Origin of the sequence: Bacillus sp. FSL K6-3149 (assembly GCF_038630515.1) — a bacterium.
Taxonomy (GTDB): domain Bacteria; phylum Bacillota; class Bacilli; order Bacillales; family Bacillaceae; genus Bacillus; species Bacillus pumilus.
Map to the genome: position 1 here is coordinate 2,984,719 of NZ_CP152034.1, position 24,890 is coordinate 3,009,608.

The window sequence follows — 24,890 nt, forward strand, 5'->3', positions numbered from 1 at the left end:
AGCTCCTTTTCTTAAACTGTTCTGTTTCATTGCAGCATGCGTTATAAAATCGTTCTCGCAGGCTCTTGCCCAATCATTTGTTCAATTTGATTTTCTTTATTTAACACGACCACTTTTGGTGTATGTGTCTTTGCTTCTTCTTCTGAAAGCATCCCATAAGCAATAATAATCACTTCATCACCCGGCTGAACCAATCTTGCTGCTGCGCCATTTAGACAAATGACACCGCTCTTTCTTTCACCGGGAATAATATATGTTTCAAGTCTCGCGCCATTATGATTATTGACAATCTGTACTTTCTCATTTGCCATCATACCTGCCGCATCAAGTAAATCTTCGTCAATGGTGATGCTTCCTACATAATGTAAGTTTGCTTCTGTTACTGTCGCTTTATGAAGTTTAGAAGTCATAAAGGTTCTATACATGCTTTTCACCGCTTTCAGGAACATGGAATATCACATTATCAATCAGTCTTGCCCGTGAGAATTTCACCGCAATCGCAATGATGACCTGACCTGCTAACTGCTGAAGCGGCTCAAGCTCTGGATAGGAGTAAATCTCAATATAATCAATTTCCCCGCTCGTTTGAAGAATTTCTTCTTCTACCAACTGATAAATGCGACTGACGTCACGTTCACCTTTTTCAACCGCTGACTGTCCTTTTTTCAATGCGCGGTACAAAGCAGGAGCTTCTTGTCTTTCTTTATCAGACAAGTACACATTTCTTGAACTTTTCGCTAAACCGTCTTCTTCCCTAACTGTCGGCACTGAGACAAGATGAAGATCAAAGAAGAAATCCTTGATCATCGCATCGATCACAGCGACTTGCTGTGCATCCTTTAAACCAAAGTATACATTTGTTGGTGCTACAAGATGAAATAGCTTTGTCAGCACAGTCACAACGCCGTCGAAATGTCCTGGACGTTTTTTCCCGCATAAGACATCAGTCCGCTTTTGAACCGTCATCGTGATTGATGGTTCATTTGGATACATTTCTTTCACATCAGGTGTAAATAAAATATCTACCCCTGCTTCTTCTGCAAGGCGCTGATCTCTTTCCATATCCCTTGGATAGGATTCAAAGTCTTCGTTCGGTCCAAATTGCAAAGGATTGACAAAGATGCTCATTACCACAATGTCATTTTGATCTCTTGCTTCTTTCGCAAGCGTCAGATGTCCTTCATGAAGAAAGCCCATCGTTGGGACAAAGCCGATGGAATGCTGTTTTTCTTGATGCAGCTTGATCAATTCCTTCAACTCGTGAATATGGGTGACAACGTTCATTTTTTGATCCCCCCATATAAACCATCAAGGACTTCTTCTTTGATATGAAATGTATGCTTGTCTTCTGGAAATGTGTGTGCTTTTACTTCTTTTGTATATTGAATAAGCGCTTCTTCTAATACAGTATCCATTTGCGCGTATTGTTTCACAAACTTAGGTGTCCTAGACACGCCGTATCCTACCACATCATGGTAAACGAGAACTTGTCCGTCTGCCTCAGCCCCTGCACCAATCCCGATCACAGGAATCTTCAGCATGTCGGTAATTCGTTTTGTCAGTTCACCAGGTACGCATTCAAGCACAAGTGCAATCGCACCAGCTTCCTCACATTTTAAGCTGTCTTCAATCAATTTCTGCGCACTTTCGTGGTCTTTTCCTTGCACTTTATACCCGCCAAGTACTCCAACTGACTGAGGTGTGAGGCCTAAATGACTGACGACAGGAATCCCGCCTCTTGTGAGAGCTTGAATGGATTCAAATACGCCATCTCCACCTTCTAGCTTTAAGGCATCCGCACCGCTTTCTTGCATGATGCGTGCTGCGTTTTTCAATGTTTCTGCTAATGAATAATGGTAAGACATAAATGGCATATCCGTCACAATAAATGTGTCTTTTGCGCCTCTTTTCACTGCTTTTGTATGATGAATCATGTCATCGATCGTGACTTGTACTGTCGAATCGAGTCCAAGTACAACCATCCCAAGTGAATCACCGACTAAGATCATGTCGACTTCCGCTTTTTCTGCTTGCTTTGCAGATGGATAGTCGTATGCTGTCAGCATTACAATTGGTTCATTTTGTTCTTTCATTTTGAAAAAATCTAGCTTTGTCTTCATTTGTTCCTCCTCATTCTGGAGAGGAGATGGCTTGCCTCACATCACATGTTTTGATCTCTCATGCGCGGCGAATCATCCCTCTGTCCAAGTCCCTTAGGATCAAGGCAGAAATTTATCAAATTTTTGTTTCTAACAGGTACAGCTCTTTTCAGATACTGCCCACACGAAGTATATCAAAAATGTGCCGGGTGTTCCACTTAAGTTGACTTGATCTCGATGTCTGCGGAGTAGATTTTTTGGATCCCTTCCTCCGTTTCAAGCAATAAAACACCTTCTTCATTGATTCCGAGCGCTTTTCCAGTGTATTGCCCATTGACGGTGCGGGCCACAATATGCTGGCCGATCGTCATCGCAAACGATTCCCATAATTGTTTAATGGGCGCAAATCCTTGCTTCATATAATCAGCATACCTTTTTTCAAAGGTGGACATGATCTGTTGGATGAGCGCAGCACGGTCCACTTTTTCATTCAATTCCATTCGCAGGCTCGTGGCGACATCCTTTAGTTCATCCGGAAAGTCATCAGCCGTTTGGTTCACATTAATTCCCGGGCCAATAATCACCGCATGAACCTGGTCCGCCTCTGCTTTTAATTCAGTCAGAATGCCAACGACTTTTTTCCCGTTTAACAAAATATCATTTGGCCATTTAATAGATGGACTGAGTCCTGTTTGCTCTGCAATGGCTTCTGCGATGGCTACAGATGCTAAAAGCGTCATCTGCGGCGCTTTGTGCAGCGGAATTTCAGGCCGTAGAATGAGACTCATCCAGATGCCTGTCCCATTTGGTGAATGCCACGTTCTTTGAAGGCGGCCTTTCCCGTTTGTCTGATGATCACTGACAACGAGCGTGCCGTGGGGCGCACCTTCATTTACAAGATCATGGGCAATCAGCTGTGTGGAGGCGACTTCTTTCTGAAAATAAATGTGCCTGCCAAAGCTCTCTGTGTCGAGACCAAACAGAATTTCGTCCTCACTAATTTTGTCCGGTTTACGTAGCAGGCGATATCCCTTTCTTCTGACGGCTTCTACCTCATACCCCTCTTTTCTGAGGTCCTCTATATGCTTCCAGACAGCCGTTCGAGAACAGCCAAGCTCATCACAAATTTGCTGACTCGAGACAAAATCCTGGCTAGATGCTGTAAATAGTTCAATTAATCGTTTTCTAATTGCTGATCGCATGCTGTAAGCCACTCCTCTATGGCTTCTTTTCGGTTTTCTAAATGATTGTGCAGAACGGCTTTTTTCACCAAATCAAGCTCTTCTGCGATCCATTTTCCTGATGTCTTTTGCCGAAAGACCATTAAATCTTTTCCTGAAACAGCTAGGTCTTGAAGCGTTTTAATCGGCAGTGCATCATAAGAACGCTTCGCTGCCTCCAGCTCGTCAAAGAAAATGCGGCGCTCGTGTTTTAGCTGTGAGATCTTCAAGCTAGATAAGAGCACGTGTTCACCAGCCTCAAACATCTTCTCCGCATCCCAGTCACAATCGACGTATTGACTAATAGCCACAGCGTCTTTCAAAAGCTTTGTTGACAGCTTCCATTCTTTTAAGAAGAGCACAGCCTCCGCTTCATCTAAGCCAAGCAAATGGATAACAGCCCCCCATACCTCTTCCAGTCCATCCAGTAAGTAATACGGAAATGACTGAAAGGATTCTTGCAGACGATCCTTTTTGAGACCCGGCAATTCTTCATACAATTTGGTAGAAATGAGCACCTTGATCGCCCGCTCACAATAACGACCTTTTAAAAGCTTTTCCATTTCAATCTTTTTGCGTTCAACGGATATGTTGGCAAGGAGATGCTTATCTTTTTCCATTGCCTCAGCCGTTTCTGCAGCGAGCTCAAAACCAAGCTGGCTTAAAAAACGGACCGCTCTCATCATACGAAGCGCATCTTCCTGAAAGCGGCACGCAGGATCTCCTACGGTTTGAATTCGTTTCCGCTCAATATCCTTTTTTCCCTCTACATGGTCAATAATCTCCCCATTTATATCCATGGCCATCGCATTGATTGTTAAATCTCTTCTTAAAAGATCTTCCTTCAAGGATGTGATAAACGCCACTTCTTTCGGTCTGCGAAAATCTTCATATTCTGATTCAGTTCGAAACGTCGTCACCTCATAGCTGACCCCATCATGTAACACAATGACAGTGCCATGCTCCTTGCCAACATCAACTGTTTTTTCAAATAAAGACTCGACCGTATCAGGCGTTGCATCGGTTGCTATATCAATATCACCGATTTCCCTGCCTAACAGGACATCTCTCACTGCTCCGCCGACAAAGTAAGCCTGATGCCCATGTTCGTGCAGTGTATGTAAAATAGGGATCGCATGTGTGAATGGTTCATTCATCTTCATCATCACCTTCGATCAATTCTAGGTAAAGCTCTTCATATTCACTCACTATTTTTTCAGAAGAGAAATGGGCTTGAACGCTAGACTGGGCCGCCGCTGACACTTGCTCATGAAGCGCTTTGTTTTTGAGTATTGAGACTGCGTGTTTAGCTGCCGCTTCTATATCGCCGAGCGGGACAAGGAAACCTGTCTCTCCATGTTCAATGACCTCTGGTATTCCGCCAACATCTGTTGCAATACAAGGGACACCGCAGGCCATTGCTTCAAGAAGTACAAGCCCAAAGCTCTCCTTCTCAGAAAGCAGCAGCTTCAAATCACTAATTGAATAAAGCTCCTCTACCTTCTCTTGCTTTCCTAAAAACAACACACGATCAGTTAGTTCCAGCTTTTTCACAAGATCGCATACAACCGACTTTTCAGGACCATCACCAATCAGCAGCAGCTTTGCATGCACCTGGTCAGAAATCTTTTTAAAGACATGAATCACGTCATGCACGCGCTTTACCTTTCGGAAGTTCGATACATGGATGATGACCTTTTCGTCCTGCATGAGACCATAATGTTTCTTCAGCACTTCATGATCTTCACGCAAATACACACGCTCATCGACGAAATTATGGATCGTATCGATTTTTTTATCCGGTTTAATCAGATCATACGTCTGTGCAGCTAATGAATGCGACACAGCTGTTACCCGGTCTGATGATTCGATGGCAAACCGAATCACTTCCTTTAAAGATGGATCATAGCCTAAAACCGTAATATCCGTCCCGTGAAGCGTGGTAACGACTTTCACTGTGTGTCCCGTCATTTGCTTCGCTAAGAACGCACAGACGGCGTGAGGGACCGCATAATGCGCGTGAATAATATCGAGCTTCTCTCGTTTTGCGACTTCCGCCAATTTACTAGCTAGTGCAAGGTCATAAGGTGGATATTGAAAAACAGCATATTGATTGACATCCACCTCATGAAAATAAATATTCGGATACACTTTATTGAGCCTAAACGGAATACTTGAGGTAATGAAATGAACATCGTGCCCTTTTTCAGCTAAACGTTTTCCAAGTTCCGTCGCAATAATGCCCGATCCGCCGACACTTGGATAACAAGTGATTCCGACCTTTAGTTTTTTCATAATTCCCCCCCAAGTAAGTCGTCATCGATCAAAAGTGGTTTCTTTGTGATAAACCCTTCTGCATAAGCTTTATTGACTTCTCTTCCATACATAGACTCTCTCATTTTCACAAAATCAATATACCCGTTCACAAGAGGTGTCTCCACTGAATGCGCCGATTTTACAAATTGGCTTTGATACGCATGCAAGCTATCAATCTTTTGGTGCATTTCCTCAGAAATATCAATCACAAAATCTGGACGATGATGGCCGTTAATCATGTAATAATACATCTGACTTATTTTATGCGCTGGCTGCTTGTATGAATCTTCAAATTTATGTATACCTGCCGAAAAAGCAGCCTCTTCTACAAGTGAACCCGCATGACCATGATCTGGATGCCGATCTTGGTGATGCGGAGCAAAAATTAGCTTCGGTTTGTATGTACGAATCACGCCCGCAATGTCCTTCATTGCTTCGTCATTCAAATAAAGACCTCTGTCTGGCAGCGTGAGCTGGATTCGCGTTGACACGCCTAAAATGGCGGCAGCCGCTTTCGCTTCCTCTTTACGGCTCTCTACCGTTCCATTCGAGGATAATTCAGCCTGGGTCAAGTCGCAAATTCCGACACGCGCCCCTTTTTTTACGTATTTTGCAATCGTTCCGCCCATACCGATCTCTACATCATCGCTATGGGCTCCGAATGCAAGGATATCAAGTCGTTTCATTTGTTCCTCCGTTTTTTGCTACATCTCGAAAATCAAACGTACCTTTATTTAAATTCCTGACTAAAATCTCTGCGGTCCCCATATTGGTGGCAAGTGGAATGGTATACACATCGCATAGCCGAATAAGTGCAGATACATCCGGTTCATGCGGCTGCGCGGTAAGCGGGTCTCTAAAAAAGAGCACAAGATCCATTGCATTATCAGCAATTAAAGCACCAATCTGCTGATCTCCTCCAAGTGGTCCTGACTGAAAACGATGAATGGGAAGCCCCGTCGCTTCTTTCACTCTCAAACCTGTTGTCCCTGTTGCGTAAAGTGTATGATTTGCCAATATATCACGGTACGCAATGGCAAATTGGATCATGTCACTTTTTTTCTTATCGTGAGCGATTAAAGCAATGTTCATCAGGAATCCACTCCTTATTAGTCGATGATATTTTCTAAACCATAGACAAGCTGATCAATGTGCATAACCTGTTCAACTGAAAGCTTTACACCTGACATAAATGAGGCACGGTTATAAGAATCATGACGAATGGTGAGCGTCTGTCCGTCCATTCCAAACAGTACTTCTTGATGTGCGATCATACCCGGAAGTCTTACGCTGTGCAGACGGATACCGTCATAATCTGCGCCTCGTGCACCTTCGATTAATTCTTTCTCTTCTGGATGTCCTTGCTTTTTTCTTTCTCTGACTTCTGCAATCATTTCAGCTGTTTTAAGCCCAGTACCGCTCGGAGCATCAAGTTTTTTATCATGATGAAGCTCAATGATTTCAACGTCAGGAAAGTAATTCGCTGCCATTTTGGCAAACTTCATCATTAAGACCGCACCGACAGCAAAGTTTGGCGCAATAATACAGCCTATGCCCTTTTCTTCTGTTAATTGCTGGAGCTCTTTCAGGTCAGCTTCAGAAAAACCAGTGGTTCCGACGACTGGACGCACGCCATGTTCAAGCGCCTTTTTTGTATGTACTTTCCCGATTTCTGGTGTCGTCAAATCAATTAATACATCAGGTGCTGTCTCTGAAAGACACACATCAATATCTGTATAAATCGGCGCCTCAGATGTCGTATGAATCACATCAGCTAATTTTTTTCCTTCGTGCGCGTGATCAAGGGCTGCCACAAGCTCAAAATGGCTCGTTTCTTCTGCCAGCTTCACAGCTTCTATCCCCATTCTTCCTCTTGCTCCAGCGATTACTACTTTGATGGTTTGGTTCGTCATCGTCTCTACTTCCCTTCTTTTTTCGTCCAGCGGTCTTTGTCTCTTGTATTGAATTTATGCATCACACGATCATGTGCTTCCTCTAGTGATATATCTAGTGAATTAGCGAGACATGTTAACACAAACAAAACATCGCCAATTTCTTCTTCCATGCTTTTTTCTGTTTCCGTTGTTTTTTTCGGCTTTTCTCCATAGTAATGGTTAACCTCTCTTGCCAGCTCGCCTAATTCTTCTGTCAGACGGGCCATCATGGCAAGCGGGCTGAAATAGCCTTCTTTAAATTGTCCTATGTAATCATCTACTTCTTGCTGCACGTGACGCAGCGTTTTTTCTTTCGTCATCAAGCTCATCCTCCTATCCATCTCTTACATGTTAGCGAAATCATAAATATTTGACAAATGTTTAAAACTCAGTTTGCTTGTTTCTCTCCCATACCATATAATATTATCGCTGTCTAAGCAAAAAAAGGAGTGGTCTCTTGCTAAAAGAAATTCGTCTTAAAAATATCGTCTTTATTTTAATAGGATCTGCGATTTTTTCTTTCGGTCTTGTTCATTTTAATATGCAGAACAATTTGGCGGAAGGCGGATTTACAGGTATTACACTGCTTTTATATTTTCTATTCCACATTGACCCATCCATTTCAAACCTTGTCTTAAACATTCCGATCTTTTTTATCGGCTGGAAAATGCTCGGCAGAACGATGTTTACTTATACAATTGTAGGTACTGTCAGTCTTTCTGTCTTTCTTGCCATCTTCCAGCGCTTTCAAATACATATGCCTCTCCAGCACGATTTGGCCCTAGCCGCACTCTTTGCAGGTGTGTTTATCGGAACAGGCCTCGGGATCATCTTTAAGTTCGGCGGTACTACCGGCGGTGTGGACATCATCGCAAGACTCATCAACAAGCATTATCAGGTAGCTATGGGACGAACAATGTTCATCTTCGACGCTTGCGTCATTACGATTTCTCTTACTTATTTAAATTACAAAGAAGCCATGTATACACTCGTCGCAGTATTTGTTGCTGCGAAGGTCATTGACTTCATGCAAGAAGGCGCTTACGCAGCCAAAGGTGCCATGATCATATCTGAAAAAGATGACATCATTCAAAAGAAAATCACAGAGGAAATGGAGCGGGGTGTGACCATTTTAAAAGGGATCGGTTCCTATACAAAACAGGAGCGCAACGTTCTTTATTGCGTCGTCCCAAAAAACGAGCTTGTCCATCTCAAAAGCGTCGTGACCTCAGTCGATCCTCATGCGTTTGTATCCGTCAGTGACGTGCATGATGTGCTTGGTGAAGGCTTCACATTAGATGAACACAAAAAGCCGCTCAATCCGCATTAAAAAAAGAAGCCCAAAAATGGTGCTTCTTTTTTTATGATTTCGGATAATCAGCTTGTCGCTTTTGCTTCTTCTCTTTTTCAGCACGGTATTTCCGAAATCCAACATACGTTAACGTTAATAAAATGATGCTTCCCGTTGTTAAAATGACCCATAAAAGCGATGGGTCAGCCTCATCTTGATCAACGTGGGCAAATACACTCGATAAATCCTCTTCAAGCTTCGTGAGGCGCTCAAGCTTTGTCCCACTTGATGCTTTTAAAAATTCACCTTGCTCAATCACTTCCATATGCTGCTTAATCGTTTGCAGCTTTTCAGGCGAAACATCAATGGTTAAACTCGGATAGATCATATCGTATAAAGAAACCAGCTCATTCCAAGTTTCATAAAACGTTGTTGATTCCGGATCCTTCACTTCTTTTTTCAACGTAGGAAAAGACCCCATAATGGGCTTCTCCAGCGAACCCCAAAGTGGCTCAGAGTCTGACTGGATCGCATCGAGCAGCATTCTAAACTGAGAGGCATAACGAAGCTTTTCGCGCTCATTCAATTCTTCTTGTGGCAGCCCTTTTATGATATCTTGATAGCCAACTGTAATTTGCCGAATCTGCGTATTTGTCAGCGTTCCGCGCCAATTCTCAGCTTTAAATGTCTTTTCAACATACAATGCGACCTGTAACGCCTCATCATATTTAGCTTGTCTCGTTAATTGAAAGATTGAATCTGATAGTTCCGTTAATTCTTGCAGCACACTAGCGGCTGTTTCCTCGCCTTTGGCAACAGATGGCTGTAATACGAGAAAAAATAATAGAATCATCGCGATTGGCTTTCGTTTCATGCAAGTCCCTCCTAGCCCTTCTCCATACAGCGTATGAAGGAAAGGACAAGGTTAGACCAATATTGTTAAGGGAGTTCGAGCTTGACCGATTTTTTCGATAGGACGAAATAATACGAAACAAGAAGAACGGCAATGCTTAACCAAAACGTGACGTAGCCGATCTCGTTTGTATAGGCAGACAGCATAGAATAACGCGGCATCATACCAAATACATAATCAATCACATCATTATGTAAAATCCATATGCCAGCTACCACCAAATGACGCATTTTAAAACGATAATACGGTGCAAACAATACGGCTTGAACCGCCATCGCAAAGTGGGACCCAATCAGCATGTACCCTTCCCACGGAAAATCATCCACAGATAAAAGGACAAAGATATTCATTCCTACAGCCCATAACCCGTACTTCATTAAGGTCACGAGGGCAAGTGCTTCAAAATAAGGAGCGTTTCGTTTCATCAAAAACGCAAGTAGAACAAATAAAAAGAAAAAGCTTGCCGTTGGACTGTCTGGAACAAAAGCTAAAAAGATAGCCGGCGTCTCTACAAGCTGTGGAATATACCAATAGTAGCCGTACACAGTGCCAAGGAAATTGATTATCAAGACTAGCACAAGCATATAGCGCGTGGCTAGCAGATATTGAATCCATCTCATACGTCTCTTCACTCACGATCTATTAAAATCAGAAAAAAGCTGACAGCGCCAGCTTTTTCTCTTTTGAGTATATCCTTGTACTTGCATTTAAACAACTGAATTATTTAGATTTGACCTCAGATAAATATTTAGACAGCTTTTCAAGTTCTTCATCGCTGCCTTTAAAGATACCCTTAGGCATGTTACCTTTTCCTTCAACAGCGATTTTAGCGATCTCCTCAGGTGCAAGACCATTGTCAACAAGTGACGGTCCGGCTGCTCCGCCCTGCATGTTATCCCCGTGACAGGAGATACATGTCTGCTCCTGATAAATTTTATACTCTTCCGCTGAGGTATCAATCTCTGCTTCTTTCTTAATTTCACCTTGCTTTGCCGCTGCTTCCCAATCATGAGTAGCAACAGACTCCCACGTTAAATATGTTGCTGCGCCGACTGCAAGGATCATCATCCCCACTGCAACCGGTCTTCTATACGGTCTGCGTTCAGGACCAGAATCAAGAAATGGTGCGAGCAACAGTGCACCAAACGCAATCCCAGGCATAATCATCGCACCAACTACCGTATAGCCACCTGCAGCAAATTCATATTTTAATAACTGGTACAAGAATAAGAAATACCAGTCTGGCAGCGGAATATAGCCGGTATCTGTTGGATCAGCCATCCGCTCAAGCGGAGGTGCATGAACCACAGTTAGGACAAGAAATCCAATTAAAAAAACGGCACCTACAAGCCATTCCTTTAAAAGAAAGTTCGGCCAAAAGGCTTCTGTTTTTCCCGGATATTCGGAATAGTCTTTAGGTATGTTAGGTTTTCTTTCTGCCGGAATTCTAGAGTCTCCGACAAACTTCATCCCTTTTCCCCTATGCAAAGTCATCCCCTCCTCATTGAACATTCATCAAACGCAAATTTTTTATAGCGGTCCAGAAATTCCTTGCTTACGAATCATAATAAAGTGGGCAGCCATCAGCCCAAATAATGCCGCTGGCAAGAAAAAGACATGGATAGCGAAAAATCTCGTCAGCGTTTGTGCCCCTACAATGTCAGGATGACCTGCAAGCAGCGTTTTGATCTCTTTACCAATGAAAGGCGTCGCTTCTGCAATTTGAAGACCAACCTTCGTTGCAAATAGCGCCTTCATATCCCATGGCAAGAGATAACCTGTAAAACCAAGTCCAAGCATCACAAAGAAAATGAGCACACCAACAATCCAGTTGAGCTCTCTAGGCTTTTTATACGCCCCTTGGAAAAAGACCCTTAGCGTATGTAAAAACATCATGACAATAACTAAACTCGCACCCCAGTGGTGCATCCCTCTGACAATCTGACCAAATGCCACTTCATTTTGTAAATAATAGACAGATTCCCAGGCGTTTTTAATATCCGGCACGTAATACATCGTTAAAAACATGCCCGAAAGGACTTGAATGACTGTCACAAAAAACGTTAAACCGCCAAAACAGTACACAAAAGCGGAGAAATGATGTGCTGGATTGACATGCTCTGGCACCTCATGATCCGCAATATCTCTCCATATTGGTGTAATGTCTAGCCGCTCATCTACCCAATCATAAATCTTGTTAAGCATCGTTACCCTTCCCCTTTCGGCACAGCTTTTCCAAGATAGAGGTATCCGTCCTTCACTTGCTGCTTATAATGATCAAGCGGTGCAAGTGGCGGAGTTCCGGGTACGTTTGTACCATCCTTGTCGTACAGCCCATAGTGGCATGGACAGAAAAATTTGTTTGGATTTTTCGGATCACTGTTCCAGTTCACTGTACAGCCTAAATGTTTACAGATAGGCGATAAAGCGACAATTTCATCCCCTTCTTTGTACACCCATGCTGACCTAGATTCCTTTGACTCATACCATGCATCTACTTGATCAATTTTAAAGTCAAAGCGCTTCGGTTCCTTCGTCAGTTCATCTACACTGACAACTTGAACCATATCCTGATCCTCTGTTCCTTTTAGCACAGGGTCAAGCGCAAAGCGAACCATAGGCATGAGCATTCCAGCGGCCATAAATCCCCCCACGCCGGTCAACGTGTAATTCAAAAATTGACGCCTGGACACTCCATGTCTCTTCTCGCTCATTTTTTTCTCCCCCCCTCAGGTCGTCAGCTACTTTATAACTGAATTAGAAAAAATTTCATAAAACTAGGACACCCTCATAATATATCAATCTATTCACAAGGTCAACATCCTAAAAAGCTATGTACAATGCAAATGTAAGGGTTTTTATGAAGGGTTCCACTTTTGTAACAAAAAGTTCAAAATTTGTTCTACACTGTCTTGAACAATTTTTTGCTTTAATTCTACCTTTAAATGCTCGAGCGGAACCGGCTTTAACAAAAATAGTGATTCACTAACCACCGCATGCTCTTTCCATTGGTGATCAGATGAGATCAACACAACATGCTGAAAATGATCTTCTAGCGACTGCTTCATCGTGAAGATGTCTTCTAGTTTTCGGTCATTGGCTTCTACATATGTATGTGGTGGAAAAAGAAAGACCCGCCCTTTCAGCTGTCTTTCAAGTTCCTCTGTTACAAGAATGGTAAACTCCCCTAAAGATACGGTTTGTTTGATTTGATTCACATCTATTCCAACTAATGGAATGATAGCGGTATCAATGTAATCTCTAGATTGCAAAAAGCGATCTGCATCCTCCGCTTGAAACTTCATCAATTTCCCCTCTTTCATGACATAAGCCCTGCCTGGATAGGGCAAGGCTTATTCGTTCAGTTTATGACAATAGGCTTAATTCTCTTGCTAACTTATTAAATGTTTCTTGATCATGACGGTCAAGTGCTTCATCTATCTCTTTCATAAGCCGTTCTTTTTGGAAAGTTGCGATCGAGTGTTCAAGCACTTTCTCCGCAAGATCCTTATCTTTTTCATTCTCATAAAGATCCTTTGGAATATGAGGATTTGTTTCAAGCACAGCTGCATATTCCGGCGAACGATAAGCAGAACGGAAATTCAATTGAATAAACAAATCTTGCTGTTTATTCAAACGAATATCATGAAATGACTTTTCAGCATCTGTCGTCATGATATTCTCTTTATAAAATCTAAAGGGAACTTCATCCACACAGTGTGTTGACATAATGATTCCCCTTGGGCAAAATTCTGCTTGCTCTACAAAATGAACCTTTTCCATCAAAGAGTCGTGACTCATTAAATAATTTAATATCCAAACGCACTCTCTTCGCTTTAACTGATAATGGTTTAAAAACCACCGGATGAATTCCTTCTTTTCATTGACAGAAACAGGGGTCTGCATGTTATTCCCTCCTCTATCGTAAATTAAATTGCTATACAAGAATTATTCAACAAACCAGTTCTTCATTCCTGCAAACTATAAGGAAATTTCGTCTTCAATTCTTAAAATCGTTTCTTCGATTTCTTCATTCGTGCCATCTTTCTGAAGAACTTTACGTAATAGCGGCAATGCTTCTTTTTGTCTGCCTTCTTCTAAAAGGAACGATGCGTATTCATATAAAAAGTCACGTTCCTCATCAAAATCAGGCAGAGCCAGCTTGAAGTACTCAGCTGCTTCTTTGTATTCTTCTCGTCCAACAGATGCAGATGCAGCATACCAATTCCATTTTGGATCATCTTCCCCAAAGCTTTTAACCTCTTTTATGACATCCAGAATTTCATCAAAAAGCTCTTCATCTAAATAGATCGCGAGCAATGTTTGGACCGCTTCAATATATCCCGGATCAAGAGCAAGTGCTTCTTGAAGCAGCTTTTTCGCATCTTCTGAATCCCCATTTTTCAAGTCAATCTTTGCACCATATAAATATAATTCTTTGTTATACTCATCAATTTTAATACCCTCTTTTACTACCTCTAAAGCCTCGTGATATAGTCCTTCTTCCTCATAACTTTTCGCTAAAGGCATATATAGAGACGAATAAGATGGATCAATATCTTTTAGTTCTGAAAGCTGCTGAATGGCTGTTTTCGTTCGTCCAGCCCTCATCGCTGTAAATCCGTAGCCAAAAAGTGTATTCGGATCTGTTTGATCTTTCACTGCCTTTTCGTACCATTCAAGCGCATCTTCGAATTCTCCAGCTGTGCTGAGTGATTCAGCGAGCCTCTGATAAACATTGACGCCGCCAACCTCATGTTGTTGATCTGCGACCTTGTAGAAATAGTCGGCCGCTTTCTTTGAAAGACCTTGCGAAAAATACAATTCACCTAACGCAAAATCAATAATGGCTTCATTTGGCAGCAGCTCTTTTGCTTTTAAGAGCTTTTGTTCACTGACTTCAAATAGTCCTTGCATTTGATACAAATCTGCCATTAACAGTAGGCTCTCTGGATAGGCATCATCATCCTCAGGAATCGTCTCTAATACCGAAATCGCCTTTTCTTCTTCATCAGAGTCAATCAGCAGTTCTGCATAAAAACATGTTAACCCCGTTTCCTCTGGATATAAATCATGTAAATCACTGATGAGATTTCTCGCTTTATCGATATCTCCCCAATCATAATATAACTGAGCTGCCTGCGCCTTTTCTTCATCATGCAAATGCTTTTCTGCCTGAGCAAGTGTTTGAAGTCCTTTTTCAGTCTCACCCGCCTCAACTAATTTTATGGCTTCTTGTAATGAACTATTCAAATCAAACCGTTCCTTTCTGTTTTCCAAAAACCTAAACTATTGTTACTTCATATCATAATCGACAGGTACTCATCCAGCAAATATGTTGCACTTTTAAAATGAACCCATTTTTGTGTTTTAAAGACTGGTTTTCATTTCATCCTTTACGAAACGGAAGTTTTGTAAACTGAAAACACCTGAAATTCATTTTTTGATCAGATAAAATGATTTTTTTCCAGGTTTCATCTTGAGACAAGCTATGCTATATTCCTTACAAATATGCATAAGGAAAGAAAAAGCCTGAGGACATCCTCAGACTGTTTTGGTTAAGTATTCAATGTGTTCAAAGAAATTCGGGTATGAGACGCGTACAGCATCTGTATCTTCAATCTCAACCGCTTGCTTTGTGATGCAAGCAGCAATCCCTAGCATCATACCAATTCGGTGATCTCCGTAGCTTGACACGGCTGCGCCGCCTTGAAGCGTGGTTTTACCATGAATCTTCATACCATCATCTGTTGCTTCAATATCAGCACCGAGTTTTTTAAGTTCTGACACGACTGTATCAATTCGATTGGTCTCTTTTACTTTTAACTCAGCAGCATCTTTAATGATCGTTGTTCCCTCTGCTTGTGTCGCTAGAAGCGCTATAATTGGAATCTCGTCGATAAGTCTTGAAATCATATCACCAGAAATTTCGATGCCTTTTAATGAAGAGGTAGAGATCGTTAAATCTCCATATGGCTCTCCGCCTTTTGCATCTACTTCATTGATCTCGAGATTCGCACCCATTTGTTTCAGAACATCAATAATACCCGTTCTTGTTTTGTTTAGCCCGACATTTTTTAAAACAATTTGGCTGTTAGGAACAATAGATCCAGCAACAAGGAAAAATGCAGCTGAGGAGATGTCTCCAGGAACAAATATATCTGTTGCTTTTAATGTTTGACCACCTTCAATAGAAACACTTTGTTCATCTTCGTCTAGTTTCACACCAAACATAGAGAGCATTCTTTCTGTATGATCTCTTGATTTATGCGGTTCAGTTAATGTTGTTGTTCCTTCTGCTTGAAGACCTGCTAAAAGGACAGCGGACTTAATTTGGGCGCTTGCCACCGGAGACTCATATGAGACACCTTTTAAATGGCCGCCACGAATAGAAAGCGGCGTATACTCGCCGTTTGCTCTGCCATCTATTTTCGCTCCTAGTTGTTTAAGTGGACCTGTTACTCGCTGCATTGGTCTTTTAGCAATACTCTCATCACCGATCAGTGTACTGTGAAACTCACAACCAGCTAATATTCCCATCATTAATCGAATGGTTGTACCAGAATTCCCGACATCGAGGACGTCAGACGGCTCCTTGAGCTCTTTCAGTCCCTTCCCACGGATCACAACATCTGTCCCTTTTTGTTCAATTTCAACGCCCATTTTTCTAAAACAATCAATCGTACTTAAACAATCGGCTCCAGGGAGAAAGTTTTTCACCACTGTCGTCCCATCAGCAATTGCACCAAACATCACTGATCTATGAGAAATGGATTTATCACCTGGAATATGAATGACTCCATTCATAGGAGCATGTTTATGAATTTTCATATTTGTCACCTCAGTCAGCATAAAATGTATCGTAATTCGCTCTATTTTTTATACAGATCTCTGCACGTTTACGGTCGTCTTCTGTTTGAAAACTAATGCGTAAAATCCCATTAATGTCTTCCCGCGTTTCAATAATACGGATATTCGTAATACTGATGCTCTCATTTGCTAAATGTCCTGTAATCTCCGAAATGACCCCAGGGTGATCTGGAACATCCACATAAAGGTCATAAAAAGCAGGAATGGCACCTTTTTTCCTCAGAGGAAGTCCATCACGATATTCCTTTGCCTCTTGAAAATAAGAGAACAAGCCTTCAGCGTCTTCTTGCTGTACAAAGGTCTCAATGCGATCGATCTCTTTTTTCCATTCATGGAACCGGTCTAAAATCTTGTTTTTGTTGTGCAGAAGGATATCTCGCCACATTGCAGGGTTGCTTGACGCAATACGTGTAATGTCACGAAAGCCTCCAGCAGCAAACCGTTTGACAAGTGGGAATTGTTCTTCAAAATGATGTGCTTGATGCACAAGGCTGGCTGCAACAATATGAGGGAAATGACTAATCACACTTGTTACACCATCATGTTCTTCTGGGGTCATCTCAATAAAATGAGCATTTGTACCTTTTAACAAGTCCTTCAAACGATCAACAGCCTCGCGGTTTGTTTCCTTTGCCGGCGTTAAAATGTAGAACGCATTTTCAAATAAAAAGTCTTTCGCTGCTATAACACCTGACTTGTGAGAGCCTGCCATTGGATGTCCACCAATAAATTGATAGTGCTTAGGAAGCGTTTTTTCAGCAAAATGGACAACCTTTTGCTTTGTGCTGCCAACATCGGTAATTGTGAGCTCTCTCTCAATTCCAGAGTTTGCAATATCACGAAGCATATTAACTGTTTGCTGAACTGGTGTTGCCAAAATAATAGTCGCAGATTCAGCCAAACCTGCCGCAAATGAATCAGCTGCTAAATCAATGATACCCAGCTTTGTTGCTGCAACCATTTGTTCTTTGGACACATCGTATCCAACAATTTTTTTATGAGGATACTCTTTTTTAATCGACAGTGCGATGGAACCTCCAATTAAACCAAGTCCAGCGATTAATATTGTTTCATTTGCATCATTCATGTTCATCACCTGTTTTTTCGCGAAAATTAAAAAAGCCATTTCAACAGCTTATATGTATGAGGTTGGTACAATGAAAGCCATATCCTGTAAAAGGATATGACTTTATGGTTATGCTACGCTCGAATGCCTTGCATTAAATCAGCAAGTGTACTTAGAATTTCTGCATTTTGCTCCATTGTTCCGACCGTAATACGTAAAGACGTTGGAAAACCAAGTGCTTTACCAGAACGAACAATGTAGCCTTTTTTCAATAATGCATTGAATAATTCATCTGCATCTCTTTTAAAATCAATCAGCACGAAGTTTGTTTGAGACGGATAAATAAATAGTCCAAAACGGTCAGCAAATTCTTGATATTGCTTGAGACCTGCTTCATTTTTTTGTCTGCATGATTGAATGAAGTCCTGATCTTTTATCGCTGCACGAGCTGCTGCCTGAGCGATACGACTCGTATTAAACGGCTCTCTCGCTGGTTCAATCGCAGTAATCAACTCTTCTGATGCAATGCCATAGCCTACTCGAAGCGCGGCCAGTCCATACGCTTTAGAAAACGTACGGAGTACGATAACATTTTGATAGTTGTGTAATAAAGATAAGCTGTTCGGAAAGTCTTCCGCACGAACGTATTCGACATATGCTTCATCTAGTACTACAAGCACATGAGCTGGTACTTGATCTAAAAACGCCACAAGCTCAGATTCTGACAAATGATTTCCCGTCGGGTTATTCGGGTTGCATACCCAGACGACCTTCGTGTTCTCATCAATCGCATCCAGCATGCCCTTCAGATCGTGAGCTCCTCCGTCTAAAAGCGGCACCTCTCGAATCTCTGCCCGCTCAATGATCGCATTGTGACGATATTGCGGAAAAGACGGAGCTGGGATGACGGTATTTGTATGTTGGTCAAGGAATGCCCTAGCAATAATTTGCACAAGTTCATCTGAGCCATTCCCGAATATTAATTGTTTTTCATTTACTTGAAGAAACTCAGCGAGCTCTGTTCTTAAACTTGCGCTGTATCCATCTGGATAGATCGCTAAATGTTCAAGCTCAGCTTGTATCGCCTCTCTTGCATGAGCGGAACATCCAAAAGGGTTTTCATTTGAAGCCAATTTCACAATTTTGTCTAATTGATATTCTTTTTTGACCTCTTCAATTGGTTTCCCAGGTTGATACGGTTTTAGTTGTTTTAATTGATCTTTGATTTGCAAAAGTTTCACCTCATTTGAATGAATAGAGGGGACTAAATGTTTTTGCATAGGTTTCAAACTCTCTTAAAGCGTCTTGACGAGTATCACTTGCTAACAATTGATCCTGAAGTTCTTCAATTTTTTTTACAAGTGCACTGCCTACAACGACGCCGTCACTCAGTTTATTCATTGCGTCTACCTGCTCTCTTGTTGAGATACCAAAACCGACCGCAACCGGTATGTGACTCAGCTGTTTCACTTGTTGAATAAAATCAGTAATCGATTCGTCAAAGGTTTGTCTGACACCTGTTACACCAAGAGATGAAACACAATACACAAAACCTTCTGCCTGCTCTACTATATTTACTAATCGTTCCTTACTGGTTGGTGCAACGAGCGAAATATATGAAATGTCATATGTTTGACAGTTCTTTTGCAGCTCACTGCTTTCTTCAAAAGGCAAGTCGGGTGTTAAGAGTCCCGAAATATGATTTTTGCGCAGTAAAGCGAAAAAGTATTCTGTGTCTAATTGTAACACAGGATTATAATACGTAAATAGAATTACAGGAATTTTTACACCGTTTTTTTTCATCTTCCCTGCTAATTCTATCGCTTTTACGATATTCATGCCATGATTTAGAGCTCTTTTGGAGGCTCTTTGAATGACAGGACCGTCTGCTAGCGGATCGGAATAAGGAACACCTAGCTCAATCGCATGTGCACCGGCTGCTTGAAGGGACACAGCTAAATCGATCGTGATTTCTTCTGACGGATCCCCTGCTGTAATAAATGGGATGAATAATTTCTCGTCTTGCTCTAATCGAAATGTGATCATTTGGTTTTGCCCTCACTTTCAAGCACATTCATTAATGTATGCACATCCTTATCTCCTCTTCCTGATAGGCAGACAAGGATGATTTCATCTTCACTCATTGTCCTGCTCATCTCAAACGCCTTGGCTAAAGCGTGTGCTGATTCAATCGCTGGCAGGATTCCTTCCTTTTCTGTCAGCAGCTTTAGTGCATCCAGTGCTTCTTGATCTGTAGCACTCACATATTGAACGCGTCCGCTCGCATGTAAATATGCGTGCTCTGGTCCGATCCCGGGATAATCTAGACCAGCTGAAATGGAATAGGGCTCAATAATCTGGCCAAATTCGTCTTGGATTAAATAGGTCAAAGATCCATGAATGACCCCTTTTGTCCCCTTCGTAATGGTTGCTGCATGAAGCGGCGTATCGATTCCTTTTCCAGCCGCTTCTACACCAATCAAATCAATCTCATCATCCAAAAACGCTCGGTACATTCCAATAGCATTACTTCCGCCGCCGACACAAGCAATGACTTTATGAGGGAGCCTGCCTTCTTTTTTCAGCATCTGCTCTTTTGCTTCATCACCAATCATCCGCTGGAACTCACTGACGATTTTGGGATAGGGATGAGGTCCTACAACTGAACCGATCATATAGAAATGATCACTACAGTGCTGGACCCAGTAACGAATCGCTTCGTTCGTTGCATCTTTTAATGTGCCGTTTCCGCTTGTGACAGGTATGACTTCAGCGCCAAGGAGCTTCATTCGGAATACATTGAGAGATTGTCTCTCCACATCCTCTTTTCCCATAAATACCGTGCACGATAATCCAAACTTGGCGGCCACCGTTGCAGCTGCTACTCCGTGCTGTCCAGCGCCTGTTTCTGCGATGATGTTTGATTTCCCCATTTTTTTTGCAAGCAGTGCCTGACCAAGTGCATTGTTGATCTTATGAGCACCTGTATGGTTTAAATCTTCTCTTTTTAAATAGATTTTTGCGCCGCCGAGGTATGCAGATAATTGATCAGCATATGTCAGCGCAGTCGGTCTGCCTGAATAGTTTTGCAATAGAGAAAGATATTCTTGCTTAAAGGCTGGGTCTTCTTTTAATTCGTTAAATGCTTGTTCTATTTCTTTGAGTGGCTGCATGAGCGTCTCGGGAACAAATTTCCCTCCGAATTCTCCATATCTGCCAAGCTCATTTGGATATGCGTACATCGTTTAACATCCTTTCTTCAAGCGCTTTGATCTTAGCGCTGCTTTTCTTCCCGTTTTCTTCTATGCCGCTTGAAAGATCAATCGCTTTTGGGCTATAGGCAAGAAGCTCTGGCAGTGTTTCTGGTGTAATTCCACCTGCAATGATGCATGCTTTCTCCAGTCGTTTTGCCTGCTGAATGTATACAGGTACCGCTTCCCATGTAAAAGCTGTGCCAGAACCGCCTCTCATCCCTTTTACTTTCGCATCAATGAGAAAACCATCGACAAACGGCGCAAATGCCGTCATCTGATCAAGTGTTTCTTTTATATCGGGATCGTGATGAAAGACTTTCCACACTACCGCCCCTGTTTGTTGTTTTATTTCTTTTGCATCCTCTCTTGTTTCATCTCCATGTAGCTGCACAATATCTAAAGGAATATGCTTTGTGATGTCACACACTTTTTGGATTTTTTCATTTACAAATACACCAGTAATCTTTTTCCTGCACTGCGAATCGGTGAGCCATTGTTTCACTTGATCTGGATCGACTTGCCTTTTACTTGGAGCAAAAATAAATCCGATCGCATCTGCTTGAGATTGCGCAATGCATTCTACATCTTCTAGTGAGACCGCCCCGCAATATTTTAAAAAAGGCTTCATCGTGCTCATTCTCCAAATAACGTCTGAACGGCTTTTTCTTGTGAAGGTTCTCTCATTAATGATTCACCTACAAGGACAGCACTCGCTCCATGTTTTTTGACAAAGGTCAGATCATCAAATGTCTGAATACCGCTTTCACTTACTAGTAAGACATCCTTTGGAACAAGTGGTGCAATCTCTTTAGTTTGCTCAACTGTTGTTTTAAATGTCTTTAAATTTCGGTTATTCACGCCAATGATTTCGGGGGTGAATAGGTTTAAGATATGTTCCAGTGTATCTGCTGCATGAACTTCGACAAGAATATCTAGTCCTTTTTCCTTCGCTTCAGCATAGAATTCATGCAGCTGTTGCGGTTCAAGTACTTCCCCAATTAATAAAATGGCATCTGCACCGATACGTCTTGACTCTTCTATTTGTATGGAATCGATGATAAAGTCTTTTCTTAAAATTGGACGTGCGACGTGTTCTTTAATTAAGGAAAGATACTCGTTCTTCCCTTGAAAAAATGGTTCATCTGTTAAGACTGATAAGCAATCAGCATTCGATTTTTCGTAGGCTTTTGCTGTTTGCAGAGGATCAAAATTTGGCTGAATGATTCCTTTGGAAGGAGATGCCTTTTTCACCTCAGCAATCAGCCCAATCGAGCGGTGAGGATTCATGAGTGCTTCTTTAAATGATCGTCTTTCAAAGTGTCCATCCACAGGTAACTGCAACGTTTGGATATGTTCTTTTTTGCGTGCAATGATTTGATTAAGCATAGATCTCTTCCTCTTTCGTTTTTTGTTTTAAACGAGCCAATTGTTCTTTGGCTGCTCCGTTTTTAATCGTTTCTAATGCTTTTAATGTTCCTGCCATGAGGCTTTCTGACTTGCCCGCGACATATAAAGCCGCCCCGGCATTCAGAGCTGTAATATGAAGCGGCGCCCCTCCTGTTTGATGATTCAATATATTCTGAATCAATTTCGCACTCTCTTCCGGTGATTGGACCTGAATATCTGATAAGTATCCTTTCTCCAGTCCAAAGTCTTCTGGGTTTAGCGTATATTCTGTCATGGCACCTTTTTTGAGTTCAATCACATATGAATTGGCTGTAATCGTTAGTTCATCCAGCCCGTCTTCCCCGCATACAAACAGGACATGCTCTGGCTCTAATGGGGCAAGGGCTTCCGCCATTAATTTTGCCTTTTCCTTTGCATACACACCGATGATTTGCTTTTTGGCTTGCATCGGGTGGCAAAGCGGTCCTAATAGATTAAATACCGTCCGGAAGCCAAGCTGCTTGCGGACTGCTGCTACTTGTTTCATAGATGAATGGTACAGTGGCGCAAATAAAAAGCCCATGTTTTTCTCTTGTATTTGTCTTCTTGTTTCTTCTGGAGTAGATTGAATGTGAATCCCAAGACACTCTAGCACATCGGCACTTCCGCTTTTTGAAGAGACTGAACGATTTCCGTGTTTTGCGATTTTAGCACCAGCGGCGGAAGCTACAATAGCAGCTGCAGTTGATATATTAAATGTGGAGAGTCCATCGCCTCCTGTGCCGCATGTGTCAACGACATCAAGCGATCTTTCCGCTGGTTCTGCTTTTTGCCGCATGGCCCTCACGAAGCCTGTCATTTCTTCAGCGGTTTCTCCTCTATGCGCTAAAATCGATAGACTTGCAGCGACTTCAGCATCTGTTAAAGAGCCGCTCATCATATCATGCATTAGTCTATGTGCTTCATTTTCTGATAGGAAGCCTCCGTTAACAAGAGCTGATAGTCGCTGATTCATCCTGCACACTCTCCTTTTCTGAAAAAATATGTTCAGCAAGCTGAATGGCCCTCAGAAGCGCTCCTGCCTTGTTACATGTCTCTTCCCATTCATTTTCTGGCACAGAATCTGCGACAATGCCAGCACCTGCTTGTATGGAAGCGATCTGATTTTTGACGCTCATGGTACGAATGGTAATACAAGAATCGATATTACCGTCGAACCCAATATAGGCAATACAGCCGCCATACGTTTCCCTTGGCTCAGGCTCCATTTCATTTAATAATTGCATCGCTCTTATTTTCGGTGCCCCTGTTAATGTGCCTGCTGGAAATGCGGACATGAGTGCATCAACTGGGTGTGTATCCTGCTTTAGCTTCCCTGTCACAATGGAGATGATGTGCATGACATGTGAAAAGTTCACAACTTTTGTAAAGGTCGGTACGGACACGCTGCCGTATTCTGCTACGCGACCGACATCATTTCTGGCTAGATCTACTAACATGTAATGTTCTGCTTTTTCTTTCTCATCTTCTAGCAGCTCTCTTGCCAGTGCGGCGTCCTCTTCTTTTGTTGCTCCTCTTTTTCTAGTGCCTGCAATAGGATGAATTTCTAGGTGCCTATTTTTGGCATGAATTAATCGTTCTGGTGAGCTTCCGACTAAATCACGGTCTTTTAATTTCATAAAATACATGTATGGAGATGGATTCACAATGCGAAGCACACGGTATAATTCAAATGAACTCACTGACACTGGGATATCAAAGCGCTGTGAGAGTACGCCTTGAAAAATATCACCCGCTCGAATGTATTCTTTGATTTTTTCTACGTCCTTTAGAAATTGTGTTTTTTCATAGGTTGATGTCACATGTTCAAAGGACGGTGATTCGTTCATATTCCCTGATAAAATCAGTTCTTTCATATCAATCTTTGTGTGGAGCTTGTGAATCATCTGTTCAAGCCGCTTTTGATTTTCTTTGTAAGCTCGTATTTTTTCGTCTTCTGTTTCATTTCCGGTTAGCTGGGTGTATTGGATAAAATGAACATGATTCGTTTCATGATCAAAGGCAATCATCGTTTGGCAGACAAATAGTGTACAATTGTCTGTCGTTGGTGCGCTTAGATGCGGCCTGACAGATGGTTCAATGCTTGGAATAAGATCGTAACTTAAGTACCCAACTGCCCCGCCTGTAAACGGGATGTCAACGTCTGGTGTCTTGATTTGATATTGCTCTTTCATCCAGTCTAATAAGTCTTTCAGTTCTTGCTTTTTCATGACCTCTTGCCCTGCCGCGTCACGTGCAATATATTTGTTTTGATCATCATGTAAGGTTAAAAAAGGATGTAATCCGATGAAGGAATATCTCGACCAGCTAGAAGACTCATCTTTGCTTTCTAGTAGATACACAATATCTGCCTTGAGTTTTTCGACAATTTGAATCGGTGAGAGCGTATCAACTGTAATGGTTTCAACAATCGGGATCGTTTTGTGGGACTCGCTGTCCCTTAAAAATCGGGTCAAATTTGATTGGGAATTCATAAGCACA

28 protein-coding genes are annotated in these 24,890 nt (G+C 42.0%); 1 reads left to right on the forward strand and 27 read right to left on the reverse strand.

Translation table 11 applies throughout. The features are described 5' to 3' along the window. Positions 1-41 precede the first annotated feature (41 nt). From panD to MHB83_RS15070, 10 genes are all read right to left on the reverse strand, one after another. Positions 42-425 carry an aspartate 1-decarboxylase gene (gene panD, locus MHB83_RS15025; RefSeq protein ID WP_034620444.1) on the reverse strand — a complete coding sequence of 128 codons (384 nt, stop codon included), beginning with the start codon at positions 423-425 and terminating at the stop codon, positions 42-44. After that, positions 418-1,284 (reverse strand): pantoate--beta-alanine ligase, encoded by an 867-nt coding sequence (panC, locus tag MHB83_RS15030; protein ID WP_050943860.1) that lies wholly within the window; start codon positions 1,282-1,284, stop codon positions 418-420. The genes panD and panC overlap by 8 nt, the downstream gene beginning before the upstream one ends. Beyond that, on the reverse strand, positions 1,281-2,120 hold the full coding sequence (panB, locus tag MHB83_RS15035) for a 3-methyl-2-oxobutanoate hydroxymethyltransferase (protein WP_003215996.1): 840 nt from the start codon (positions 2,118-2,120) through the stop codon (positions 1,281-1,283). The genes panC and panB overlap by 4 nt, the downstream gene beginning before the upstream one ends. Before the next feature lie 197 nt (positions 2,121-2,317). After that, the gene (locus MHB83_RS15040) at positions 2,318-3,301 is read right to left on the reverse strand and encodes a biotin--[acetyl-CoA-carboxylase] ligase (protein ID WP_339160002.1); all 984 of its coding nucleotides are present in this window, start codon (positions 3,299-3,301) and stop codon (positions 2,318-2,320) included. Next, positions 3,274-4,476, reverse strand: coding sequence for a CCA tRNA nucleotidyltransferase (locus tag MHB83_RS15045; RefSeq protein ID WP_339160004.1), 1,203 nt, complete (start codon positions 4,474-4,476; stop codon positions 3,274-3,276). Before MHB83_RS15045 ends, MHB83_RS15040 begins: the two co-directional genes overlap by 28 nt. Next, entirely contained in the window at positions 4,469-5,614 is a 1,146-nt protein-coding gene (bshA, locus tag MHB83_RS15050) for an N-acetyl-alpha-D-glucosaminyl L-malate synthase BshA (RefSeq protein WP_050943857.1), read from the reverse strand. The genes MHB83_RS15045 and bshA overlap by 8 nt, the downstream gene beginning before the upstream one ends. Continuing rightward, the gene (bshB1, locus tag MHB83_RS15055; RefSeq protein WP_137055047.1) at positions 5,611-6,321 is read right to left on the reverse strand and encodes a bacillithiol biosynthesis deacetylase BshB1; all 711 of its coding nucleotides are present in this window, start codon (positions 6,319-6,321) and stop codon (positions 5,611-5,613) included. Before bshB1 ends, bshA begins: the two co-directional genes overlap by 4 nt. Next, complete coding sequence (gene mgsA, locus MHB83_RS15060; RefSeq protein WP_050943855.1) at positions 6,308-6,727, reverse strand: methylglyoxal synthase; 420 nt, start codon at positions 6,725-6,727, stop codon at positions 6,308-6,310. Before mgsA ends, bshB1 begins: the two co-directional genes overlap by 14 nt. 17 nt (positions 6,728-6,744) lie before the next feature. After that, complete coding sequence (dapB, locus tag MHB83_RS15065) at positions 6,745-7,548, reverse strand: 4-hydroxy-tetrahydrodipicolinate reductase (RefSeq protein WP_342496444.1); 804 nt, start codon at positions 7,546-7,548, stop codon at positions 6,745-6,747. A 5-nt stretch (positions 7,549-7,553) separates the two neighbouring features. Then, positions 7,554-7,889 (reverse strand): nucleotide pyrophosphohydrolase, encoded by a 336-nt coding sequence (locus MHB83_RS15070; protein ID WP_024422788.1) that lies wholly within the window; start codon positions 7,887-7,889, stop codon positions 7,554-7,556. 137 nt (positions 7,890-8,026) lie between these two features. Here MHB83_RS15070 and MHB83_RS15075 point away from each other — a divergent pair, with 137 nt between their 5' ends. Then, complete coding sequence (locus MHB83_RS15075) at positions 8,027-8,899, forward strand: YitT family protein (RefSeq protein ID WP_060596734.1); 873 nt, start codon at positions 8,027-8,029, stop codon at positions 8,897-8,899. A gap of 31 nt (positions 8,900-8,930) precedes the next feature. Here MHB83_RS15075 and ypjB read toward each other — a convergent pair whose 3' ends face one another. From ypjB to trpE, 17 genes are all read right to left on the reverse strand, one after another. Further along, positions 8,931-9,734 carry a sporulation protein YpjB gene (gene ypjB / locus MHB83_RS15080; protein WP_044141118.1) on the reverse strand — a complete coding sequence of 268 codons (804 nt, stop codon included), beginning with the start codon at positions 9,732-9,734 and terminating at the stop codon, positions 8,931-8,933. 65 nt (positions 9,735-9,799) lie between these two features. Further along, positions 9,800-10,393 carry a DUF1405 domain-containing protein gene (locus MHB83_RS15085; RefSeq protein ID WP_003215758.1) on the reverse strand — a complete coding sequence of 198 codons (594 nt, stop codon included), beginning with the start codon at positions 10,391-10,393 and terminating at the stop codon, positions 9,800-9,802. Positions 10,394-10,493: 100 nt separating this feature from the next. Continuing rightward, on the reverse strand, positions 10,494-11,261 hold the full coding sequence (locus MHB83_RS15090; RefSeq protein ID WP_003215888.1) for a menaquinol-cytochrome c reductase cytochrome b/c subunit: 768 nt from the start codon (positions 11,259-11,261) through the stop codon (positions 10,494-10,496). Positions 11,262-11,303: 42 nt separating this feature from the next. Continuing rightward, positions 11,304-11,978, reverse strand: a complete 675-nt coding sequence (qcrB, locus tag MHB83_RS15095; protein ID WP_003215804.1) for a menaquinol-cytochrome c reductase cytochrome b subunit — start codon at positions 11,976-11,978, stop codon at positions 11,304-11,306. Between the two features lie 2 nt (positions 11,979-11,980). Beyond that, positions 11,981-12,487: a ubiquinol-cytochrome c reductase iron-sulfur subunit gene (locus MHB83_RS15100; protein WP_007500911.1), complete on the reverse strand. Its 507-nt coding sequence runs from the start codon at positions 12,485-12,487 to the stop codon at positions 11,981-11,983. Between the two features lie 144 nt (positions 12,488-12,631). Then, positions 12,632-13,078 (reverse strand): YpiF family protein, encoded by a 447-nt coding sequence (locus MHB83_RS15105; RefSeq protein WP_050943852.1) that lies wholly within the window; start codon positions 13,076-13,078, stop codon positions 12,632-12,634. A gap of 61 nt (positions 13,079-13,139) precedes the next feature. Beyond that, on the reverse strand, positions 13,140-13,679 hold the full coding sequence (locus MHB83_RS15110; protein ID WP_003215573.1) for a ReoY family proteolytic degradation factor: 540 nt from the start codon (positions 13,677-13,679) through the stop codon (positions 13,140-13,142). Positions 13,680-13,754: 75 nt separating this feature from the next. Then, positions 13,755-15,026 carry a tetratricopeptide repeat protein gene (locus tag MHB83_RS15115; RefSeq protein WP_342496445.1) on the reverse strand — a complete coding sequence of 424 codons (1,272 nt, stop codon included), beginning with the start codon at positions 15,024-15,026 and terminating at the stop codon, positions 13,755-13,757. A gap of 291 nt (positions 15,027-15,317) precedes the next feature. Beyond that, the gene (gene aroA / locus MHB83_RS15120) at positions 15,318-16,604 is read right to left on the reverse strand and encodes a 3-phosphoshikimate 1-carboxyvinyltransferase (protein WP_050943850.1); all 1,287 of its coding nucleotides are present in this window, start codon (positions 16,602-16,604) and stop codon (positions 15,318-15,320) included. Between the two features lie 10 nt (positions 16,605-16,614). Beyond that, positions 16,615-17,730 (reverse strand): prephenate dehydrogenase, encoded by a 1,116-nt coding sequence (locus MHB83_RS15125; RefSeq protein ID WP_137055041.1) that lies wholly within the window; start codon positions 17,728-17,730, stop codon positions 16,615-16,617. Positions 17,731-17,843: 113 nt separating this feature from the next. Continuing rightward, a complete protein-coding gene (gene hisC / locus MHB83_RS15130; protein WP_003215818.1) occupies positions 17,844-18,941 on the reverse strand; it encodes a histidinol-phosphate transaminase in 1,098 nt (365 codons plus the stop codon). A gap of 10 nt (positions 18,942-18,951) precedes the next feature. Then, positions 18,952-19,755, reverse strand: a complete 804-nt coding sequence (trpA, locus tag MHB83_RS15135) for a tryptophan synthase subunit alpha (protein ID WP_050943849.1) — start codon at positions 19,753-19,755, stop codon at positions 18,952-18,954. Then, on the reverse strand, positions 19,752-20,951 hold the full coding sequence (gene trpB / locus MHB83_RS15140; protein WP_226803633.1) for a tryptophan synthase subunit beta: 1,200 nt from the start codon (positions 20,949-20,951) through the stop codon (positions 19,752-19,754). The genes trpA and trpB overlap by 4 nt, the downstream gene beginning before the upstream one ends. Then, on the reverse strand, positions 20,932-21,591 hold the full coding sequence (locus tag MHB83_RS15145; protein WP_284907138.1) for a phosphoribosylanthranilate isomerase: 660 nt from the start codon (positions 21,589-21,591) through the stop codon (positions 20,932-20,934). The genes trpB and MHB83_RS15145 overlap by 20 nt, the downstream gene beginning before the upstream one ends. Before the next feature lie 5 nt (positions 21,592-21,596). Then, positions 21,597-22,349, reverse strand: a complete 753-nt coding sequence (gene trpC, locus MHB83_RS15150) for an indole-3-glycerol phosphate synthase TrpC (protein ID WP_050943846.1) — start codon at positions 22,347-22,349, stop codon at positions 21,597-21,599. Beyond that, complete coding sequence (gene trpD / locus MHB83_RS15155) at positions 22,342-23,364, reverse strand: anthranilate phosphoribosyltransferase (RefSeq protein WP_003215742.1); 1,023 nt, start codon at positions 23,362-23,364, stop codon at positions 22,342-22,344. Before trpD ends, trpC begins: the two co-directional genes overlap by 8 nt. After that, entirely contained in the window at positions 23,336-24,883 is a 1,548-nt protein-coding gene (gene trpE / locus MHB83_RS15160) for an anthranilate synthase component I (protein WP_342496446.1), read from the reverse strand. The genes trpD and trpE overlap by 29 nt, the downstream gene beginning before the upstream one ends. Between the last annotated feature and the right edge of the window lie 7 nt (positions 24,884-24,890).

Coding starts and splice junctions, on each gene's coding strand:
- panD (WP_034620444.1), bottom strand. CDS start 425: ATGTATAGAACCTTTATGACTTCTAAACTTCATAAAGCGACAGTAACA.
- panC (WP_050943860.1), bottom strand. CDS start 1,284: ATGAACGTTGTCACCCATATTCACGAGTTGAAGGAATTGATCAAGCTG.
- panB (WP_003215996.1), bottom strand. CDS start 2,120: ATGAAGACAAAGCTAGATTTTTTCAAAATGAAAGAACAAAATGAACCA.
- MHB83_RS15040 (WP_339160002.1), bottom strand. CDS start 3,301: ATGCGATCAGCAATTAGAAAACGATTAATTGAACTATTTACAGCATCT.
- MHB83_RS15045 (WP_339160004.1), bottom strand. CDS start 4,476: ATGAATGAACCATTCACACATGCGATCCCTATTTTACATACACTGCAC.
- bshA (WP_050943857.1), bottom strand. CDS start 5,614: ATGAAAAAACTAAAGGTCGGAATCACTTGTTATCCAAGTGTCGGCGGA.
- bshB1 (WP_137055047.1), bottom strand. CDS start 6,321: ATGAAACGACTTGATATCCTTGCATTCGGAGCCCATAGCGATGATGTA.
- mgsA (WP_050943855.1), bottom strand. CDS start 6,727: ATGAACATTGCTTTAATCGCTCACGATAAGAAAAAAAGTGACATGATC.
- dapB (WP_342496444.1), bottom strand. CDS start 7,548: ATGACGAACCAAACCATCAAAGTAGTAATCGCTGGAGCAAGAGGAAGA.
- MHB83_RS15070 (WP_024422788.1), bottom strand. CDS start 7,889: ATGACGAAAGAAAAAACGCTGCGTCACGTGCAGCAAGAAGTAGATGAT.
- ypjB (WP_044141118.1), bottom strand. CDS start 9,734: ATGAAACGAAAGCCAATCGCGATGATTCTATTATTTTTTCTCGTATTA.
- MHB83_RS15085 (WP_003215758.1), bottom strand. CDS start 10,393: ATGAGATGGATTCAATATCTGCTAGCCACGCGCTATATGCTTGTGCTA.
- qcrB (WP_003215804.1), bottom strand. CDS start 11,978: ATGCTTAACAAGATTTATGATTGGGTAGATGAGCGGCTAGACATTACA.
- MHB83_RS15100 (WP_007500911.1), bottom strand. CDS start 12,487: ATGAGCGAGAAGAGACATGGAGTGTCCAGGCGTCAATTTTTGAATTAC.
- MHB83_RS15105 (WP_050943852.1), bottom strand. CDS start 13,078: ATGAAGTTTCAAGCGGAGGATGCAGATCGCTTTTTGCAATCTAGAGAT.
- MHB83_RS15110 (WP_003215573.1), bottom strand. CDS start 13,679: ATGCAGACCCCTGTTTCTGTCAATGAAAAGAAGGAATTCATCCGGTGG.
- aroA (WP_050943850.1), bottom strand. CDS start 16,604: ATGAAAATTCATAAACATGCTCCTATGAATGGAGTCATTCATATTCCA.
- MHB83_RS15125 (WP_137055041.1), bottom strand. CDS start 17,730: ATGAATGATGCAAATGAAACAATATTAATCGCTGGACTTGGTTTAATT.
- trpA (WP_050943849.1), bottom strand. CDS start 19,755: ATGATCACATTTCGATTAGAGCAAGACGAGAAATTATTCATCCCATTT.
- trpB (WP_226803633.1), bottom strand. CDS start 20,951: ATGTACGCATATCCAAATGAGCTTGGCAGATATGGAGAATTCGGAGGG.
- MHB83_RS15145 (WP_284907138.1), bottom strand. CDS start 21,591: ATGAAGCCTTTTTTAAAATATTGCGGGGCGGTCTCACTAGAAGATGTA.
- trpC (WP_050943846.1), bottom strand. CDS start 22,349: ATGCTTAATCAAATCATTGCACGCAAAAAAGAACATATCCAAACGTTG.
- trpD (WP_003215742.1), bottom strand. CDS start 23,364: ATGAATCAGCGACTATCAGCTCTTGTTAACGGAGGCTTCCTATCAGAA.
- trpE (WP_342496446.1), bottom strand. CDS start 24,883: ATGAATTCCCAATCAAATTTGACCCGATTTTTAAGGGACAGCGAGTCC.